The sequence below is a fragment of the Microbispora sp. NPDC046933 genome (assembly GCF_040644635.1).
Taxonomy (GTDB): Bacteria; Actinomycetota; Actinomycetes; order Streptosporangiales; family Streptosporangiaceae; genus Microbispora.
The window spans coordinates 339,866-356,193 of the sequence record NZ_JBEYWW010000002.1; the positions used below are offsets into that span (position 1 = coordinate 339,866).

The window sequence follows — 16,328 nt, forward strand, 5'->3', positions numbered from 1 at the left end:
GCCCTCGAATACTTCGTGATGTCCTGGACATCCACGTCCCCCTGATCGCGTACGGTAGTCCGACGAACGCCGAACGTAGCAGCGAGGGGAAAGGGCGGGGCGCGCTTGCCCCAATGGTGGGGAAGACCTTACCGAGCGGGCCGGATCGTCAGCGTGTCACCTGCTTCGTCAAAGTCGACGATTACCTCGTCGCCGTCCCGGATGGCCCCCGACAGCAGCTCCTTGGCGAGCTTGTCGCCGATGGCCGACTGGATCAGGCGGCGCAGCGGGCGCGCGCCGTACAGCGGGTCGTAGCCGGTGAGCGCGAGCCAGTCGCGGGCGGCGGGGGTGACGGTCAGCGTCAGCCGCCGGTCGGACAGACGCCGGGCGAGCCGGGAGACCTGCAGGTCCACGATCTGCGACAGCTCCTCGGTGCCCAGCGCGTCGAACACGATGATGTCGTCGAGCCGGTTGAGGAACTCGGGCTTGAACGAGGCCCGCACCGCGTTCAGCACGGCCTCGCGCTTGGCCCCGCCCTCGATCGTGGGGTCCACGAGGTACTGCGAGCCGATGTTCGAGGTGAGGATCAGGATCGTGTTGCGGAAGTCGACCGTGCGGCCCTGCCCGTCGGTGAGCCGGCCGTCGTCGAGCACCTGCAGCAGGATGTCGAAGACCTCGGGGTGGGCCTTCTCGATCTCGTCGAGCAGCACCACGGTGTACGGCCTGCGCCGCACGGCCTCGGTGAGCTGGCCGCCCTCCTCGTAGCCGACGTATCCGGGCGGCGCGCCGACCAGACGGGCCACACTGTGCTTCTCGCCGTACTCGCTCATGTCGATGCGGGTCATGGCCCGCTCGTCGTCGAACAGGAACTCGGCGAGCGCCTTGGCCAGCTCGGTCTTGCCGACGCCGGTCGGGCCGAGGAACAGGAACGAGCCGGTCGGCCGGTCGGGGTCGGCGATGCCGGCCCGGGCACGCCGTACGGCGTCGGAGACGGCCTGGACGGCCTGCTGCTGGCCGATCAGGCGCCTGCCCAGCTCGTCCTCCATCCGCAGCAGCTTGGCGGTCTCGCCCTCAAGCAGCCGCCCGGCGGGGATGCCGGTCCACGAGGAGATGACCTCGGCGATGTCGTCGGGGCCGACCTCCTCCTTCACCATCGGCTCGGCCTCGGCCTCCGCCGTCTCGGCGGCCTTGGTGGCCTCGGCGAGCTCCTTCTCCAGGCGGGGGACGTCGCCGTACATGAGCCGGGACGCGGCCTCGAAGTCGCCGTCGCGCTGGGCCCGCTCGGCCGCGCCGCGCGCCTCGTCGAGCTGCTTCTTCAGCTCACCGACCTTGTTGAGGCCGGCCTTCTCCCGCTCCCACCGGCTGACCAGGGCGTTGAGGTCCTCCTGGCGGTTGGCCAGCTCCTCGCGGAGCTTCTCCAGGCGCTGCAGGCTGGCCTCGTCGGTCTCCTTGGCGAGCGCGAGCTCCTCCATCTTCAGGCGGTCCACGCTCCGCTGGAGCTGGTCGATCTCCACCGGACGCGAGTCGATCTCCATGCGCAGCCGCGACATCGACTCGTCCACCAGGTCGATCGCCTTGTCCGGGAGGAAGCGCGCGGTGATGTAGCGGTCGGAGAGCGTCGCGGCGGCGACCAGGGCGCTGTCGGAGATCTGCACCTGGTGGTGGGCCTCGTAGCGGCCCTTGAGCCCGCGCAGGATCGCGATCGTGTCCTCGACCGTCGGCTCGCCGACGTAGACCTGCTGGAACCGCCGCTCCAGGGCCGGATCCTTCTCGATGCGCTCGCGATACTCGTCGAGCGTGGTGGCGCCGATCATGCGCAGCTCGCCGCGGGCCAGCATGGGCTTGAGCATGTTGCCCGCGTCCATCGCGCCCTCGGCGGCGCCCGCGCCGACCATCGTGTGCAGCTCGTCGATGAACGTCACGATCTGGCCGTTGCTCTCCTTGATCTCGTTGAGCACGGCCTTGAGGCGTTCCTCGAACTCGCCGCGGTATTTCGCACCCGCGACCATCGCGCCGAGGTCGAGCGCGACCAGGCGCTTGTTGCGCAGGCTCTCGGGCACGTCGCCGGCGACGATCCGCTGGGCGAGGCCCTCGACCACGGCGGTCTTGCCGACGCCGGGCTCGCCGATCAGCACGGGGTTGTTCTTGGTGCGGCGCGACAGCACCTGGACGACCCGGCGGATCTCGCTGTCGCGGCCGATCACCGGGTCGAGCTTGCCGGAGCGCGCCCGCTCGGTGAGGTCGACGCCGTACTTCTCCAGCGCCTGATAGGTGTCCTCCGGCGTCTCGCTGGTCACCCTGGCGTGCCCGCGGACCTTCTCGAACGCCTCAAGCAGCGCGCTCGGGGTGGCGCCCGCGGCCTTGAGCAGGTCGGCGACCTGCCCGCCGTCGGTGGCGAGCCCGACGAGCAGGTGCTCGGTCGAGACGTACTCGTCCTCGAGCTGCTTGGCCCGCTGCGCGGCGGTGTTGAGCACGGTCAGCAGCTGGCGCGAGCTGGACGGCGCGCTCACGGTGGAGCCCTGCGCCTTCGGCAGCCGGTCGAGCAGTTCCTCGGCCTGGGCGCGCAGTTGCCGGGGGTCCGCGCCGACGGCCTGCAACAGCGACCCGGCGATGCCGCCGTTCTGCGCCAGCAGGGTCGTCAGCAGGTGCGCGGGCGCGACCTCGGGGTTGCCGTCGGCCGCGGCCCGCCGGACGGCCGCGGACAGGGCCTCCTGGCTCTTCTGGGTGAACTTGTAGTCCATATGTGAATGCCTCGTTTCGCCGGTCAGGCAGGTGGCAGTTCGTAGCGGACCAGTGCCCGCAACATCGTGAGCTCACCCCTGAGCCGGGTGACCTCCTCGCGCAGGCGCATGTTCTCGGTTTCGAGTTCGAGGATGCGCTTGATGCCGGCGAGGTTGATGCCGTGCTCCTGGGAGAGCCGCTGGACCTCGCGCAGGAGCACGATGTCCCTTGTCGAGTACAGCCGCCCTCGCCCGGCCGTACGGCCGGGGCTGACGAGCCCGAGCCGGTCGTACTGGCGCAGCGTCTGCGGATGCAGCCCGGACAGCTGGGCGGCTACGGAGATCACGTAGACAGGTGTGTCGTCGGAGATGTCGAAAAACCTGGCATCCATCGGCTCACTCGCTTCTGGCCTGCTTGATCAGCTCTTCGCGAAGGTCCTGGCCCTCGGTGGCGTTCCTGAACTCCTCGAGGGCCGCGCGGGCCTTGTCGTCGAGGTTCTGGGGCACCGTGACCTGGACGGTGACCAGCAGATCGCCCTTCGTGCCGTCCTTGCGGGAGGCCCCCCGGCCCCGCACCCGGAACGTCCGCCCGTTGGGCGTTCCCTCCGGGATGCGCAGGGTCACCGGCATCCCCCGGAGCGTCGGCACCTTGATCTCGGCACCGAGCGCGGCCTCGGGGAAGGTGACGGGGACCGTGACGGTCAGGTTCTCCCCGCTGCGCCCGAACACGGGGTGCGGCTTGACGTGGACCAGCACGTAGAGGTCGCCGGCCGGGCCGCCGTTCTCACCGGGCGCGCCCTTGCCCTTGATCCTGATGCGCTGGCCGTCGCCGACCCCGGCCGGGATGCGGGCCTGGATCGTACGGGTGCTCTTGCCGCGCCCGCTCCCGTCGCAGACGGGGCAGGGGTCGTCGACCACCAGGCCCCGGCCGCGGCAGTCGCGGCACGGCTCGGAGAAGGCGAAGTTGCCGAGGTTGCGGCTGGCCGCCCCGGTTCCCTCGCAGGTCGGGCAGACCCGTGGCGTGGTGCCTGCCTTCGCCCCCGTGCCGCCGCAGGCGGTGCAGGCGGCCGAACTGGTGAGGCGCAGCGACACGGTGGTGCCGTCCACCGCCTCGCCGAAGGCGAGCGTCACCTCCGACTCGACGTCCTGGCCGCGCCGGGGCCGGGCGGTGGTCGTGCGCGTGCCCGCGCCGCCCCGGTTGAACAGCCCCCCGAACAGGTCCCCGATCCGGTCGCCGCCCGACCCAGAGCCGCCGAACAGGTCGCCGAGGTCGAAGTTGAAGCCGCCACCGGCCCGGGTCCCGCCCGCCGTGTAGCCCCCGAGCCCCGACCCGAAGAGCGTGCGCGCCTCGTCGTACTCCTTGCGCCGCTTGACGTCGGAGAGCACGTCGTACGCCTCGGAGACCTCCTTGAACTTCTCCTCGGTCTCCTTGTTCCCCGGGTTGGCGTCGGGGTGGTACTGGCGGGCGAGCTTGCGATACGCCTTCTTGATCTCCTCGGCGCTCGCGGTCTTGGGCACACCAAGGACGGCGTAGTAGTCCTTTTCCAAGTAGTCCTTGGTGCTCATCTATTGCTTCCTTCGCACGAAAGGGGAGTGATTCGGTGTTCCCGCGGCTGTCGTCGCGGGTGCCCTCGCGGGTCTCTCCCGATCTTCGCCGATCGGGAGAGACCTCCGCGGTTTCAGTTCTCGTCCGGCCCGTCGGACGCGCCGGACTCGCCGGACTCGACGGAGCCGGCCGCCGTCTCCTCCGGCGCCGTCTCCTCGCTCGGCTCGGCGACGGCCACGCGGGCGGCGCGCAGGATCCGGTCGTTGATCCGGTAGCCCGGCTGGAGGATCTCGACGCACGTCGGCTCGGTCACCTCCGGCGAGTAGCTGTGCAGCAGGGCCTCGTGCACGGTCGGGTCGAAGGGGTCGCCCTTCGCGCCGTACGCGGTCAGGCCCAGCTTGCCGACGGCCGCCTCCAGCGACTCGCTCACCTTCGCGAAGCCGCCGGTGAGCTCGCCGTGGTCGCGGGCGCGGCCGATGTCGTCGAGCACTGGCAGCAGTTCGGTGAGCACGCTCGCGACGGCCTGCTCCCTGACGGCGATCCGGTCGCGCTCGACCCGCTTGCGGTAGTTGCTGAACTCCGCCTGGAGTCGCTGCAGGTCGGCGGTGCGCTCGGCGAGCAGGTCCGTCGCGGACCCCTCGGCGGGCGCCGCCGCCGTCTGCGTGCCCTGGTCCCCGGGGGCGGCCTCGGGCGCGTCCCCGGCGGACTCACGGGCCTTGCCGGTCTCCGGGTCGATCTTGCGGTTGTCGCGGATCACCGGCTCCTCCTCGGAACCGTTCTCACGCGGGCTCACTTGCGGCCGCCCTCCCGCTCGTCGTCGACGATCTCCGCCTCGACCACGTCCTCGTCGGCCTTCGCCTGCGCGCCCTGCGCTCCCTCCGCGCCCGCGCCGGCCGCGGCGCCCTCGGCGCCGGCCTGCGACTGGGCGTAGATGGCCGAGCCCATCTTCTGGCTGACCGTGGCGAGCGTCTCGGCGGCGGTGCGGATGGCGGGGATGTCGGTGCCCTCCAGCGCCTTCTTCAGCTCGGCGAGCGAGTCGTTGACCTCGGTCTTCACGTCGGCCGGGACCTTCTCGTCGTTCTCGCGGAGGAACTTCTCCGTCTGGTAGGCCAGCGCGTCCGCGTTGTTGCGGACCTCGGCCTCCTCTCGGCGCCGCTTGTCGTCCTCGGCGTAGGACTCCGCCTCGCGCATCATGCGCTCGATGTCGTCCTTGCCCAGAGCCGAGCCGCCGGTGATGGTCATCGACTGCTCCTTGCCCGTGCCGAGGTCCTTCGCCGAGACGTTCACGATGCCGTTGGCGTCGATGTCGAAGGTGACCTCGATCTGCGGGATGCCGCGCGGGGCCGGGGCGATGCCGGTCAGCTCGAAGGTGGCCAGCTTCTTGTTGTACGCCGCGATCTCGCGCTCGCCCTGGTAGACCTGGATCTGCACCGACGGCTGGTTGTCCTCGGCCGTGGTGAAGACCTCCGAGCGCTTGGTCGGGATCGTCGTGTTGCGCTCGATGATCTTGGTGAAGATCCCGCCCTTGGTCTCGATGCCCAGGCTGAGCGGGGTGACGTCGAGCAGCAGGACGTCCTTGACCTCGCCCTTGAGGACACCGGCCTGGAGCGCGGCGCCGATGGCGACGACCTCGTCCGGGTTCACGCCCTTGTTGGGCTCCTTGCCGCCGGTCAGCTCCTTGACCAGCTCGGACACGGCCGGCATGCGGGTGGAGCCGCCGACCATGACCACGTGGGCGATGTCGGAGATCTTGATCCCCGCGTCCTTGATGACCTGGTGGAACGGGCCCTTGCAGCGCTCGAGCAGGTCGGCGGTGATCCGCTGGAACTCCGCCCGGGTCAGCTTCTCCTCCAGGTGCAGCGGACCCTCGGAGGAGGCGGTGATGTAGGGCAGGTTGATCGTGGTCTCGGTCTGGGCCGACAGCTCGATCTTGGCCTTCTCGGCCGCCTCGCGCAGGCGCTGGAGGGCCATCTTGTCCTTGGACAGGTCCACGCCGTGCGCGTTCTTGAAGCGGGTCACCAGCTCGTCCACGACTCGCTGGTCCCAGTCGTCGCCGCCGAGGTGGTTGTCACCGCTGGTGGCCTTGACCTCGACGAACCCGTGCCCGTCCTCCTGGCCGACATCGAGCAGGGACACGTCGAAGGTGCCGCCGCCGAGGTCGAAGACCAGGATGGTCTGGTCCTTCTCCTTGTCGAGGCCGTAGGCCAGGGCCGCGGAGGTGGGCTCGTTGATGATGCGCAGCACGTTGAGGCCCGCGATCTGGCCGGCCTCCTTGGTGGCCTGCCGCTGGGCGTCGTTGAAGTACGCCGGGACGGTGATCACCGCGTCGGTGATCTTCTCGCCCAGGTACGCCTCCGCGTCCTGCTTGAGCTTCTGCAGGACGAACGCGCTGATCTGCTGGGGCGTGAACTTCTTGCCGTCGATCTCGATCGACCAGTTCGTGCCCATGTGGCGCTTGACCGAGCGGATGGTCCTGTCGACGTTGGTCACCGCCTGCCGCTTGGCGACCTCGCCGACGAGAACCTCGCCGTTCTTCGCGAACGCGACCACGGACGGCGTGGTCCGCGACCCCTGAGCGTTCGCGATGACCGTGGGCTCGCCGCCCTCGAGGATCGAGACGACGGAGTTGGTCGTCCCCAGGTCGATACCTACCGCACGTGCCATGAGTACGTCCTTGTAGTCAAAGTTGAGTCGGTCAGACTCAAATACTGGAGCCCCCGTCGGGCTTCTGTCAAACAGCTTGAGTCTATGGGGCTCAACCCTGGAGCGCGCGGATTTCATCCCGTCATCGCGAACTTGTGCGCGTTCGTCCTCTCTGCCCCGTCCGGGGCGGTGGATGCCCTGCCGCCCCGGCCCTGCCGCTCCGGCTCGGTCTCCCCGGCTTGGTCTCCCCGGCTCCGGCCGCGACGCAGACCTGATCTGGCCCTGTTCGGCGGCCCTGTTCGGCGGCCCTGTTCGGTGGCCTACTTGGCGCCGTCCACGACCTTCCGCCCGTCGAGCGGGGCCTTGAGGTGCACCTTCGTGGTCTTGAGGATCGCGATCGCGATGCAGACGGCGTCGGGCGAACGCCGGTCCTGCCCCTCGTACAGGGTGACGGTGACCTCGCGCGCCGTCTCGGTCACCTCGACGCGGTCGAGCACGCTGCAGGGCTCCACCCCGGACCACCACACGACGTCGAGGGACCTGCCGTCGTCGGCGGGGGTGGCGCTCTCCCACGGCACCTTGCGGGGATTCAGCGTGGGCCCGGCCGGGGTCACGGGAGAGGGGGTGCCGGCCGGTGCCGTGCCCGGCGGTGAGGCCGCCGCGGGCGAGCCGTGATCGGCCCCGGCGCCGGAGGGGGAGCCCTCCGGCTGCTCGGGCGAGGCCGAGGTGGAGGAGGTCCCTCCGCAGGCGACCGCCAGGAACAGGAGGGCCACGACCCAGAGCTTTCTCATTCCCCTTACACGGCTGTAAAGGCTTCCCGGTTCATGCGAAACCGGCCGCCGACGCGTTGACGTGCCCGCGTCACAGGTCTAATTTCAACGCATGATGAATTTATCGGATCCCGCGATCGCCGTACGGGATCTGCGGGTGTCGAGGGGCGGGACAGAGGTCCTGCACGGCCTCACCTTCGAGGTGCCGCGAGGGCAGGTCACCGGCCTGCTCGGGCCGAGCGGCTGCGGCAAGACGACGCTCATGCGGGCGATCGTGGGCGTCCAGATCGTGTCCGGCGGCGAGGTGAGCGTGCTCGGCGAGCCGGCGGGAAGCGCCGGCCTGCGCCGCAGGATCGGCTACTCCACCCAGAGCCCGGCGGTCTACCGTGACCTGACCGTGCTGGAGAACCTGCGCTACTTCGCCGCCGTGCTCGGCGCGCCGGAGGACGACCCCGAGCGGGTGCTGGCGGAGGTGGGGCTCGCCGGCGCCGCCCACCAGCTCGGGTCCACGCTCTCGGGCGGCCAGCTTGGCCGCGCCGGGCTCGCCGTGGCCCTGCTCGGCCGTCCGGAACTGCTCGTGCTGGACGAGCCGACCGTCGGGCTCGACCCCGTGTTGCGGCAGGAGCTGTGGACGCTCTTCAACCGCCTGGCCGAGGGCGGCACCACGATCCTGGTCTCCAGCCACGTCATGGACGAGGCCGCGCGGTGCGAGCGGCTGATCGTGCTGCGCCAGGGGGAGATCCTCGCCGACGACACTCCCGGCGCCCTGCGCGCGCACACGGGCACGGCCGACCTGGAGGAGGCGTTCCTGCGCCTGATCGAGGAGAGGGCGGCGGCATGAACGAGCGAATCAGCGAATACCGCGCCTGCCGAGGTGTTCGCCTGCGCGCCTCCGGCAAGACCCTGCTCCGAGCCGAAGGCGAGGAGGTGGCATGAGCCTTCGGATCACCCTCGCCACCGCAAGGCGGATCATGACCCAGCTCCGCCACGACCGGCGGACGGTCGCGCTGATGGTCCTGGTGCCGACGCTGGTGATGATCCTGCTCTACTACGTGATGGACGACGAGCGATCGTTCGGCCGCTGGGCGCCGATCCTGCTGTGCGTCTTCCCTTTCCTGGTGATGTTCCTCATCACCTCGATCGCGACCCTGCGCGAGCGCACATCGGGGACGCTGGAACGGCTCATGGCGATGCCGCTCGGCCGGCTCGACCTCCTCCTCGGGTACGGCCTCGCGTTCGGGCTGGCGGCGTGCGCCCAGGTGGCGCTGGCGCTGGCCGTCTCCCTCACCTGGCTGGGCCTCGACCTGCCGGGCCCGCTGTGGCCGCTGGTGCTCGTCGCGCTGCTGAACGCCCTGCTCGGCACCGCGCTCGGCCTGCTGTGCAGCGCGTTCGCCCGTACGGAGTTCCAGGCCGTGCAGTTCATGCCGATCGTGATGATCCCCCAGATCCTGCTCGGCGGGATCCTCGTGCCGCGCGGGCAGATGGCGACCGTGCTGGAATGGATCTCGGACGTGCTGCCCATGTCGTACGCGATCGAGGCGATGGCGCACGCGGTCGCGGATACCGACCCGGGCGCGGAGTTCTGGCGCGACGTGCTGGTGGTGGCGGGGTCGGCCGTGCTGGCCCTCCTGCTCGGCGCCGCCACGCTGCGTCGCCGAACCCCCTGAGCGCCGGCCGAACCCTTGAGCGCCGCCGTACGCCTCCAACGGGGCTCAGCGCGTACGGCGGCGCCAGGCCGAGGGGCTGACCCCGTGGGCGCGCTTGAACGCCACGCTGAAGGCGAACGCGTCCGCGTACCCGACCTCGCGGGCCACGGCGGCGACGGTGGCGTCGGTGTCGCTGAGCAGATCGGCTCCCAGGGCCATTCGCCAGCCGGTGAGGTAGGTGAGCGGGGGCTCGCCCACCATGCTCCTGAAGCGCGCGGCGAAGGCGGCGCGTGACATGCCGACCCCGCCGGCCAGCTCGGCGACCGTCCACCGATGAGCAGGGCGTTCGTGGAGCAGGCGCAGCGCCTCGCCGACGGCGGGATCGGCCAGCGCCCGGTGCCAGGAGGGGAGCGCGGCGTCCGGCCCGGCGCCCCAGGCCCGCAACGCCAGCACGAGCACGAGGTCCAGCAGCCGGTGGAGGACGGCGTCCTGGCCCGGTTCGTCGCGGGCGACCTCGGTGGCGAGCAGATCCAGGGCCGCCCGGGTCCGCGGCCCGGCCGGCACGACCGCCAGCGGCGGCAGCATGCCCAGCAGCCGGACGCCGGCCTCGCCACGCAGTTCGCAGGCCCCCCTGAGCATGATCGTTGCCCCGGGCAGGCCGTCGCCGTAGGTGCGCGGGGCCAGGCTCCGGTGCGCCCCGGCCGCCCCCTCGCCCCCGCCGGCGACGTGTTTCCTACCTCCGTGGATCACGGCCTGCGGCGTGGTGGACGGACTGTCGGCGATCGTGTGCGCGTGGGCGCCACCGATGAGGGCGATGTCACCCGGGGCCAGGCGCACCGGGGCGACGCCGGCGTCGTCGAGCCGGACCGACGCGTGGCCTCCGAGTGTGGCCACGACCGTGAGGGGAGGGGGCCCGGTGAAGGCCAGCGCCCACGGAGGCCTCTGGATCAACTGCCTGACCAGCGCGTTCCTGGCGTTGGCCCGGTGGAGCAGGTCGCTCAGGACGTCCATCTCGTCACGGTAGACGATCACAAATGGATAGGCGACGTTCTCCCATGGATCGTCTTCGCTTCCGCCGGTTTCCTTGAGGCATGGAGAAGATCCTCGTTCTCGGCGGCACCGGCAAGACCGGTCGCCGCGTCGTCCGGCGCCTGAAGGCCGCCGGTCTGCAGGCGGGTACGGCGTCCCGCACCGGCGGGGACGTCCCCTTCGACCTGGGCAGGCCGCAGACCTGGGCTCCCGCGCTCGACGGGGCCGCCGCCGTCTACGTCGTGGAGCCCGACCTGCGGCCGGGCCTGGACCGCCGGGCGCGCGTCCCCGCTTTCGTGGCCGAGGCGGTGGCCGCGGGCGTGCGGCGGCTGGTGCTGCTGTCCGCGTACGGCGTGGGCGAGGCCGGTGACGATCACCCCCTGAAGTCCGCCGAGCGGGCCGTACGCGAATCGGGCGTCGGCTGGACCATCCTGCGGCCGGACTGGTTCTCGCAGAACTTCAGCGAGGCCTTCTGGCGGCAGGGGATCCTCGCCGGGACCCTGGCCCTGCCCACCGGCGACGGGCGCACGCCGTTCGTCGACGCCGAGGACATCGCCGAGGTCGCCGCGGCGGCGCTGACCGAAGAGTGCCACAGCGGCCGGATCTACCATCTGACCGGCCCGCGGGCGATCGGCTTCGGCGAGGCGGCCGGCCTCATCGGCAGGGCCACCGGGCGCACGATCCGGCACGTCGACGTGGCCCCGGAGGTCTTCGTGGCGCGCCAGGTCGCGAACGGCGTCCCGTCCAAGGTCGCGCGGCTGCTCACCGGCCTCCTCGTGAACATCCGCGAGGGGCGGGGCGCCACGCCCTCCGACGGGGTGCAACAGGCTCTCGGCCGGCCGCCCGGGCGGTTCGAGGACTACGTCGCCGAGACCGCCGCCGCCGGTCACTGGAACTGACTCTTTCGACCCGTGGCGCAGCGCATTCGGCTCCGTCCTCACGAGGTCGGTAAGCTGCCTGGAGATCCCGGCGAAGCCCAGAAGAGGTGCAGGAATGATCGCGATTCTCGGGACCGGAAAGATGGGCGAGGCCCTGCTCTCCGGGCTGGTACGCGCCGGTCTGCGGCCGGACGAGATCGTGGCGACGGCCCGCAGGCCCGAGCGGGCCGAGGCGCTGCGCGAGCAATACGGCGTCCGGGTCGCGGGCAACGCCGAGGCCGCCAAGCTCGCCGAGACGCTGATCCTCGCGGTCAAGCCGCAGGACATGGGCGCGCTGCTGGCCGAGATCTCCCCGCACGTGGCCGCCGACCGGCTGGTGATCTCGGTGGCCGCCGGCATCACGACCGCGTTCGTGGAGGCGAGGCTCGGGGACGGCGTTGCGGTCGTCCGGGTCATGTCCAACACGCCGGTGCTGGTGGACGAGGCCATGAGCGTCATCTCGGCCGGGGCGCACGCCTCCGAGGAGCACCTCAAGCGCACCGAGGCGCTGCTCAGCCCGGTGGGCAAGGTGTTGCGCATCCCCGAGTCGCAGCAGGACGCCGCCACCGCCCTGTCCGGCAGCGGCCCGGCGTACTTCTTCTATCTGGTCGAGGCCATGGTCGACGCCGGGATCCTGCTGGGCATGCCGCGCGCCGCCGCCCTCGACATGGTCACCCAGTCGATCGTCGGCGCCGCGATCATGCTGCGCGACTCCGGGGAGCACCCGGTGATCCTGCGCGAGGCCGTGACCTCGCCCGGAGGCACCACGATCGCCGCCATCGCCGAGCTGGAGCGCCACAAGGTGCGGGCCGCGTTCCTCGACGCGATCGAGGCGGCCTGCGAGCGCAGCCGCCGTCTCGCCGCCGGCTGACGCGAGGCGCTCACCCCGGTTGTCGCGCTATGCCCTGCGTTGACCGGCATTCCCGGGACGGGCGTTGACCATCGCTTTACGATTGGCGGGTGACGTCTCGTCGCGGGGTCGTCCCGCTTCTCGTCGTCCTGCTCGCCGCCGGGTGCTCGTCGTCCGAACCCCAGAAAGCCCAGGTCGCGACGGTCACCAGGACCACCGTCAGCGAGGCCGTCGAGGCTCCGGCGACGGTGGGCGCGCGTGCGACGGCCACTCTGACCGCCCCCGCCTCCGGCACGGTGGCCCGCCTGTACGTCCAGGACGGCGACACGGTGAAGAAGGGCCAGATCCTCGCCAGGATCAGCTCTCCCCAGGCCAGGCAGCAGCTTTCGGCCGCGCGCAAGGCCGACAGGCAGGCCGCCCGTCCGGTTTCCTTCGGCGGCGCCCCGGTGACCGTACGGCTGCCGCGCCTGCGGCTGCCGAGCTCGCTCGACGCGCACGTCGCCCGGTCGTTCGCCCGGGCCAGGAAGGCGGCCAGGTCGATCGACAACCGCGCGGCCAGGGCCCGGCTGCTGGCCGCCATCGACGTCGCCGACAAGAGCCGGCAGGCCCAGCGGCGGGCGCTCGGCGAGGTGCTCGACGGGCTGACCCGCTCGCTCGACCAGACGCTGTCGCAGGTGAGCGGCCAGGTGAGCGCGGGGATGAGCGGGCTGAGCGCGTCCCTGGCGTCCCTGCGGGCGGCGTCGAGGTCCCAGACCAGGGCGGCCGTGCGCGCGGCCGAGCAGACCGTGGACGCCCTGGTCGTCAGGGCGCCGTTCGGCGGCGTGGTCACGCTCGGCGGCGCGTCCACCGCCGCGGGCGCCGGCGGCCTCGGCGCGCTGGTCTCGCAACTCCCGGCCGGGTTGCTCGGCCAGGCGGGGGCGGGCCAGGCGGCCGCTCCCGCGGGCCGTTCGGGCGGGACGATCGCCACCGGTGTCCCGGTGGCCGCCGGTGACCCGATCGTCACGGTGACCGACGTGTCCGTGCTCACGTTGTCCGCCGACGTGGACGAGACCGATGTGCTGCTGGTGCACAGGGGCACGCCGGCCGAGGTCGAGTTCGACGCGGTGACCGGCGGGACGTACGCCGCCACCGTGACCGGCGTGGGGGTCGCCCCCAAGGAGGGCGCGACCGGCGGGGTCAGCTATCCCGTACGGCTGCGCCTGGGCCGGGGCTCCTACGACGACGGCAGCGCGGCCCCCGCGCCCAAGCCGGGGATGAGCGCCGTGGTGCGGCTGGCCGTACGCCGGTCGGAGAACGCCACCGCCGTTCCCGCGTCGGCGATCGTGACGAGCGGCCGGGAGACGATCGTGTGGGCGGTGCGTGAAGGCAGGGCCGAGCGGCGGGTCGTACGGCTGGGCGCGCAGGGCGACGCGGTCGTGGAGGTCCTCAGCGGGGTGTCCCCGGGCGAGCGGGTGGTCGTCAAGGGCGCCGACGCCGTGCGCCCCGGCCAGACCCTGTCGTGAGCGGCGCGCCCGCGCCGGCGTTCGAGGCGATCGGCCTCACCCGCTCCTACCGCCTGGACGGCGGGGTGCTGGTCGACGCGCTGCGCGGGGTGGACCTGCGCATCGCACAGGGGGAGTTCGCGGCGATCGTGGGCCCGTCCGGCTCGGGCAAGTCCACGCTCATGCACCTGCTCGGCTGCCTCGACCGGCCGACCTCCGGCACGCTGCGGGTGAACGGCGTGGACGTGGCGACGCTCGACGACGCCGGACTGGCCGATCTGCGCAACCGCGCGATCGGCTTCGTGTTCCAGTCCTTCCACCTACTGGCCCGCACGTCCGCGCTCGACAACGTGGCGCTTCCGCTGGTCTACCGGGGCGTGTCCCGTGCCGAGCGCAGGGAGCGGGCCAGGGCGGCGCTGGAGGCGGTCGGGCTCGGCCACCGGCTCACGCACCGGCCGTCCCAGATGTCCGGCGGCGAGCAGCAGCGGGTGGCGATCGCCCGGGCGCTGGTGGGCGATCCACGGGTGCTGCTGGCCGACGAGCCCACCGGCAACCTCGACACCCGCAACGGCGAGGAGGTGATGGGCCTGCTCGAACGGCTCAACGAGGGCGGCGTCGCCGTCGTCCTCGTCACCCACGACGGAGAGGTCGCCGCCCGGGCCCGCCGTCAGATCCACGTACGCGACGGCCGGATCGAGCGCGACGCATGAGGACCGCGTCATGAGGACGGCGTCATGAGGACGGCCGAGGCGTTGCGGATGGCGGTGGAGGCGCTGCGGGTCAACCGGCTGCGCAGCATGCTGACCATGCTCGGCGTGATCATCGGCGTGCTTTCGGTCGTGATCCTCGTCGCCATCGGCACCGGGGCCAAGAACGCCGTGGAAAAGGAGATCGCGGGGCTCGGCAGCAACATCATCCTCGTGGTCCCCGGCCAGGTGGGGCTGGGTGCGGCGCCCACGCAGAGCCGCCTCGACCTGTCGGACGTCGCGTACGTGCGGCGCGTGGTGGGCGACCCGTCGAAGGTGACGGTCGCGGTGAACTCCGGCGAGCCGGTCCGGGTGGGCCGCCTGGAGGTGTTCGCCACGCTCACCGGGACCGACGAGAACATGCCGCACGTGTTCGACCGGCCGCTGCGCCGGGGGCGCTATCTCACCGAGACCGACGTGGACACGCGGCGGCGCGTGGCGATCCTCGGCTCGGAGGTCGCGGCCAAGCTGTTCGGCGACGTCGATCCGATCGGCCGCCAGGTCACGATCGCGGGGGTGCGGTTCCGGGTGATCGGCGTCTACGAGACCGTCGGATCCACGTTCGGGGTGGCGCGGGACCAGGAGGTGCATCTGCCGGTCACCACCGCCCAGCGGCTGATCGGGCTGCCGAGGATCAACGGCATCGCCGTCGGCGCTTCCGGCCCGGACGAGATCGAACCGCTGCGGCAGCGGGTCGTCGCCGCCCTGGACGCCCGCTACCCGGGCGAGAAGTTCTCGGCCGTCACGCAGACCCAGCTGCTCGGCACGATCGGCACGGTCCTCGGCATGCTGACCGGCGTGCTCGCCGCCATCGCGGGGATCTCCCTGCTGGTCGGCGGCGTCGGGGTGTCCAACATCATGCTGGTCAGCGTCAGGGAGCGGACCAAGGAGATCGGCCTGCGCAAGGCCCTCGGCGCCCGCGGGCGGGACATCCTCGGCCAGTTCCTGATCGAGGCCGTGCTGCTGACCACGATCGGCGGTGTGATCGGCATCCTGACCGGGGTCGGCGGGGCGCTGCTGATCCAGGCGGTCTCACCGGTGCCCGCGTCGATCACCTGGTGGTCGATCGTGCTCGCCTTCGGGGTCTCCGCGGCCGTCGGCGTCTTCTTCGGCGTCGCTCCTGCCCGGCGGGCGGCCAGGCTCGACCCCGTCGTCCCCCTCCGTACGGACTGAAAGTGTTTGACACCCGTCGATGGCCGTCGGCGCGTCATTCGGCCGTACGGCTGTGAGGACATGGTCGAGCGATTCGAAAAATGCGGCGCAGGCGCTCGCCTGAAGAACTGGAATCACTGGACGGGATTCCGTTCAAAAGATGCTGTGATGTAAGCACCAGATGTGAGCATAGTCCGTCCACTGGCTTGCGGCGCCGGTGGGCAGACTGTCGCGATCCGCACAGGAACGGAGATGGCCAGTGGAACCACCAGAGCGATATCGGTGGCTGAGGCGAACAGAATTCGACGATCTCGCTGCCGTGCTCTGGTGCGCGAATGTCTCGCCTGAGGAAGTGTTCGCCGGCTTCGGCCTACCTCCCGCCGATGCGGATCACGCGACCCTGGCTGATGCGTGCGACCCCGATTGTCTCGATGAGACGTACGACGACGAGGTCGCCCTCCTGATCGCGGGTGCGCTGGGCGGCGGGGCCGTCGCGATGCTCACTCAAGGTTTCGCGAGTGACGAGACAATGCGGCGGCTCTCTACTCGCGGGCCGTGTTTCCAAGCGGGCTGGAGTGATTTCTGTCCTCCGATCGTCGATTACGCGGAGCACGGGACAGTATTGTTTTCGTTCAACTACATCAGCTGGGAATTCCTGCCGGAGCCCGACCTGTCCGCCGTGGAGGCCTGGATGGAGACGACGCCGCCCCGCCGGAGCGGTTGGCGGGAATTCCCCGGCTTGGCCATGGTGCTCACAGGCGAGGCCATTTGCGGCGCGGTGATCGACGAGGCGTGGTTGGCTCGCCCTCATCTCGTCAGCCCTCTGAACCGCTAGCGGTGCGTGACGCC

The 16,328-nt window shown here is 71.3% G+C and carries 14 protein-coding genes and 1 pseudogene; 8 read left to right on the forward strand and 7 right to left on the reverse strand.

What is annotated here, in order from left to right; all coding sequences use genetic code 11:
- Positions 1–128: 128 nt before the first annotated feature.
- The 6 genes and pseudogenes from clpB to ABZ857_RS04055 form a co-directional block, all read right to left on the reverse strand.
- The gene (clpB, locus tag ABZ857_RS04030) at positions 129–2,720 is read right to left on the reverse strand and encodes an ATP-dependent chaperone ClpB (protein ID WP_357037112.1); all 2,592 of its coding nucleotides are present in this window, start codon (positions 2,718–2,720) and stop codon (positions 129–131) included.
- Positions 2,721–2,803: 83 nt separating this feature from the next.
- Positions 2,804–3,091 (reverse strand): annotated as a pseudogene (locus ABZ857_RS04035) (helix-turn-helix transcriptional regulator); the annotation flags it as partial.
- Between the two features lie 4 nt (positions 3,092–3,095).
- Positions 3,096–4,265 (reverse strand): molecular chaperone DnaJ, encoded by a 1,170-nt coding sequence (gene dnaJ, locus ABZ857_RS04040; protein WP_357037115.1) that lies wholly within the window; start codon positions 4,263–4,265, stop codon positions 3,096–3,098.
- A gap of 113 nt (positions 4,266–4,378) precedes the next feature.
- Complete coding sequence (gene grpE, locus ABZ857_RS04045) at positions 4,379–5,002, reverse strand: nucleotide exchange factor GrpE (RefSeq protein WP_357037118.1); 624 nt, start codon at positions 5,000–5,002, stop codon at positions 4,379–4,381.
- Between the two features lie 32 nt (positions 5,003–5,034).
- Positions 5,035–6,909 carry a molecular chaperone DnaK gene (dnaK, locus tag ABZ857_RS04050; protein WP_357037121.1) on the reverse strand — a complete coding sequence of 625 codons (1,875 nt, stop codon included), beginning with the start codon at positions 6,907–6,909 and terminating at the stop codon, positions 5,035–5,037.
- Between the two features lie 299 nt (positions 6,910–7,208).
- Complete coding sequence (locus tag ABZ857_RS04055; protein WP_357037124.1) at positions 7,209–7,679, reverse strand: hypothetical protein; 471 nt, start codon at positions 7,677–7,679, stop codon at positions 7,209–7,211.
- A gap of 91 nt (positions 7,680–7,770) precedes the next feature.
- On the opposite strand from ABZ857_RS04055, the gene ABZ857_RS04060 reads away from it, so the two are divergent.
- A complete protein-coding gene (locus ABZ857_RS04060) occupies positions 7,771–8,499 on the forward strand; it encodes an ABC transporter ATP-binding protein (protein ID WP_357037127.1) in 729 nt (242 codons plus the stop codon).
- Positions 8,500–8,590: 91 nt separating this feature from the next.
- Positions 8,591–9,325 (forward strand): ABC transporter permease, encoded by a 735-nt coding sequence (locus ABZ857_RS04065; RefSeq protein WP_357037130.1) that lies wholly within the window; start codon positions 8,591–8,593, stop codon positions 9,323–9,325.
- A 45-nt stretch (positions 9,326–9,370) separates the two neighbouring features.
- On the opposite strand, the gene ABZ857_RS04070 is transcribed toward ABZ857_RS04065, so the two are convergent.
- A complete protein-coding gene (locus ABZ857_RS04070) occupies positions 9,371–10,315 on the reverse strand; it encodes an AraC family transcriptional regulator (RefSeq protein ID WP_357037133.1) in 945 nt (314 codons plus the stop codon).
- An 80-nt stretch (positions 10,316–10,395) separates the two neighbouring features.
- Here ABZ857_RS04070 and ABZ857_RS04075 point away from each other — a divergent pair, with 80 nt between their 5' ends.
- The 6 genes from ABZ857_RS04075 (at position 10,396) to ABZ857_RS04100 (ending at position 16,314) form a co-directional block, all read left to right on the forward strand.
- Positions 10,396–11,232: an NAD(P)H-binding protein gene (locus tag ABZ857_RS04075; protein ID WP_357037136.1), complete on the forward strand. Its 837-nt coding sequence runs from the start codon at positions 10,396–10,398 to the stop codon at positions 11,230–11,232.
- 94 nt (positions 11,233–11,326) lie between these two features.
- Positions 11,327–12,121, forward strand: coding sequence for a pyrroline-5-carboxylate reductase (gene proC / locus ABZ857_RS04080; RefSeq protein WP_357037139.1), 795 nt, complete (start codon positions 11,327–11,329; stop codon positions 12,119–12,121).
- Positions 12,122–12,210: 89 nt separating this feature from the next.
- Entirely contained in the window at positions 12,211–13,602 is a 1,392-nt protein-coding gene (locus ABZ857_RS04085) for a biotin/lipoyl-binding protein (RefSeq protein ID WP_357037142.1), read from the forward strand.
- A complete protein-coding gene (locus tag ABZ857_RS04090) occupies positions 13,599–14,291 on the forward strand; it encodes an ABC transporter ATP-binding protein (protein ID WP_357037145.1) in 693 nt (230 codons plus the stop codon). The genes ABZ857_RS04085 and ABZ857_RS04090 overlap by 4 nt, the downstream gene beginning before the upstream one ends.
- Positions 14,292–14,315: 24 nt before the next feature.
- Positions 14,316–15,500: an ABC transporter permease gene (locus tag ABZ857_RS04095; RefSeq protein ID WP_357037148.1), complete on the forward strand. Its 1,185-nt coding sequence runs from the start codon at positions 14,316–14,318 to the stop codon at positions 15,498–15,500.
- A gap of 238 nt (positions 15,501–15,738) precedes the next feature.
- Positions 15,739–16,314, forward strand: a complete 576-nt coding sequence (locus tag ABZ857_RS04100) for a hypothetical protein (RefSeq protein ID WP_357037151.1) — start codon at positions 15,739–15,741, stop codon at positions 16,312–16,314.
- Positions 16,315–16,328: the final 14 nt, after the last annotated feature.

Bases quoted from the DNA above. Each gene is read 5' to 3' on its own strand.
- clpB (WP_357037112.1), bottom strand. From the start codon at position 2,720: ATGGACTACAAGTTCACCCAGAAGAGCCAGGAGGCCCTGTCCGCGGCC.
- dnaJ (WP_357037115.1), bottom strand. From the start codon at position 4,265: ATGAGCACCAAGGACTACTTGGAAAAGGACTACTACGCCGTCCTTGGT.
- dnaK (WP_357037121.1), bottom strand. From the start codon at position 6,909: ATGGCACGTGCGGTAGGTATCGACCTGGGGACGACCAACTCCGTCGTC.
- ABZ857_RS04055 (WP_357037124.1), bottom strand. From the start codon at position 7,679: ATGAGAAAGCTCTGGGTCGTGGCCCTCCTGTTCCTGGCGGTCGCCTGC.
- ABZ857_RS04060 (WP_357037127.1), top strand. From the start codon at position 7,771: ATGATGAATTTATCGGATCCCGCGATCGCCGTACGGGATCTGCGGGTG.
- ABZ857_RS04065 (WP_357037130.1), top strand. From the start codon at position 8,591: ATGAGCCTTCGGATCACCCTCGCCACCGCAAGGCGGATCATGACCCAG.
- ABZ857_RS04070 (WP_357037133.1), bottom strand. From the start codon at position 10,315: ATGGACGTCCTGAGCGACCTGCTCCACCGGGCCAACGCCAGGAACGCG.
- ABZ857_RS04075 (WP_357037136.1), top strand. From the start codon at position 10,396: ATGGAGAAGATCCTCGTTCTCGGCGGCACCGGCAAGACCGGTCGCCGC.
- proC (WP_357037139.1), top strand. From the start codon at position 11,327: ATGATCGCGATTCTCGGGACCGGAAAGATGGGCGAGGCCCTGCTCTCC.
- ABZ857_RS04095 (WP_357037148.1), top strand. From the start codon at position 14,316: ATGAGGACGGCCGAGGCGTTGCGGATGGCGGTGGAGGCGCTGCGGGTC.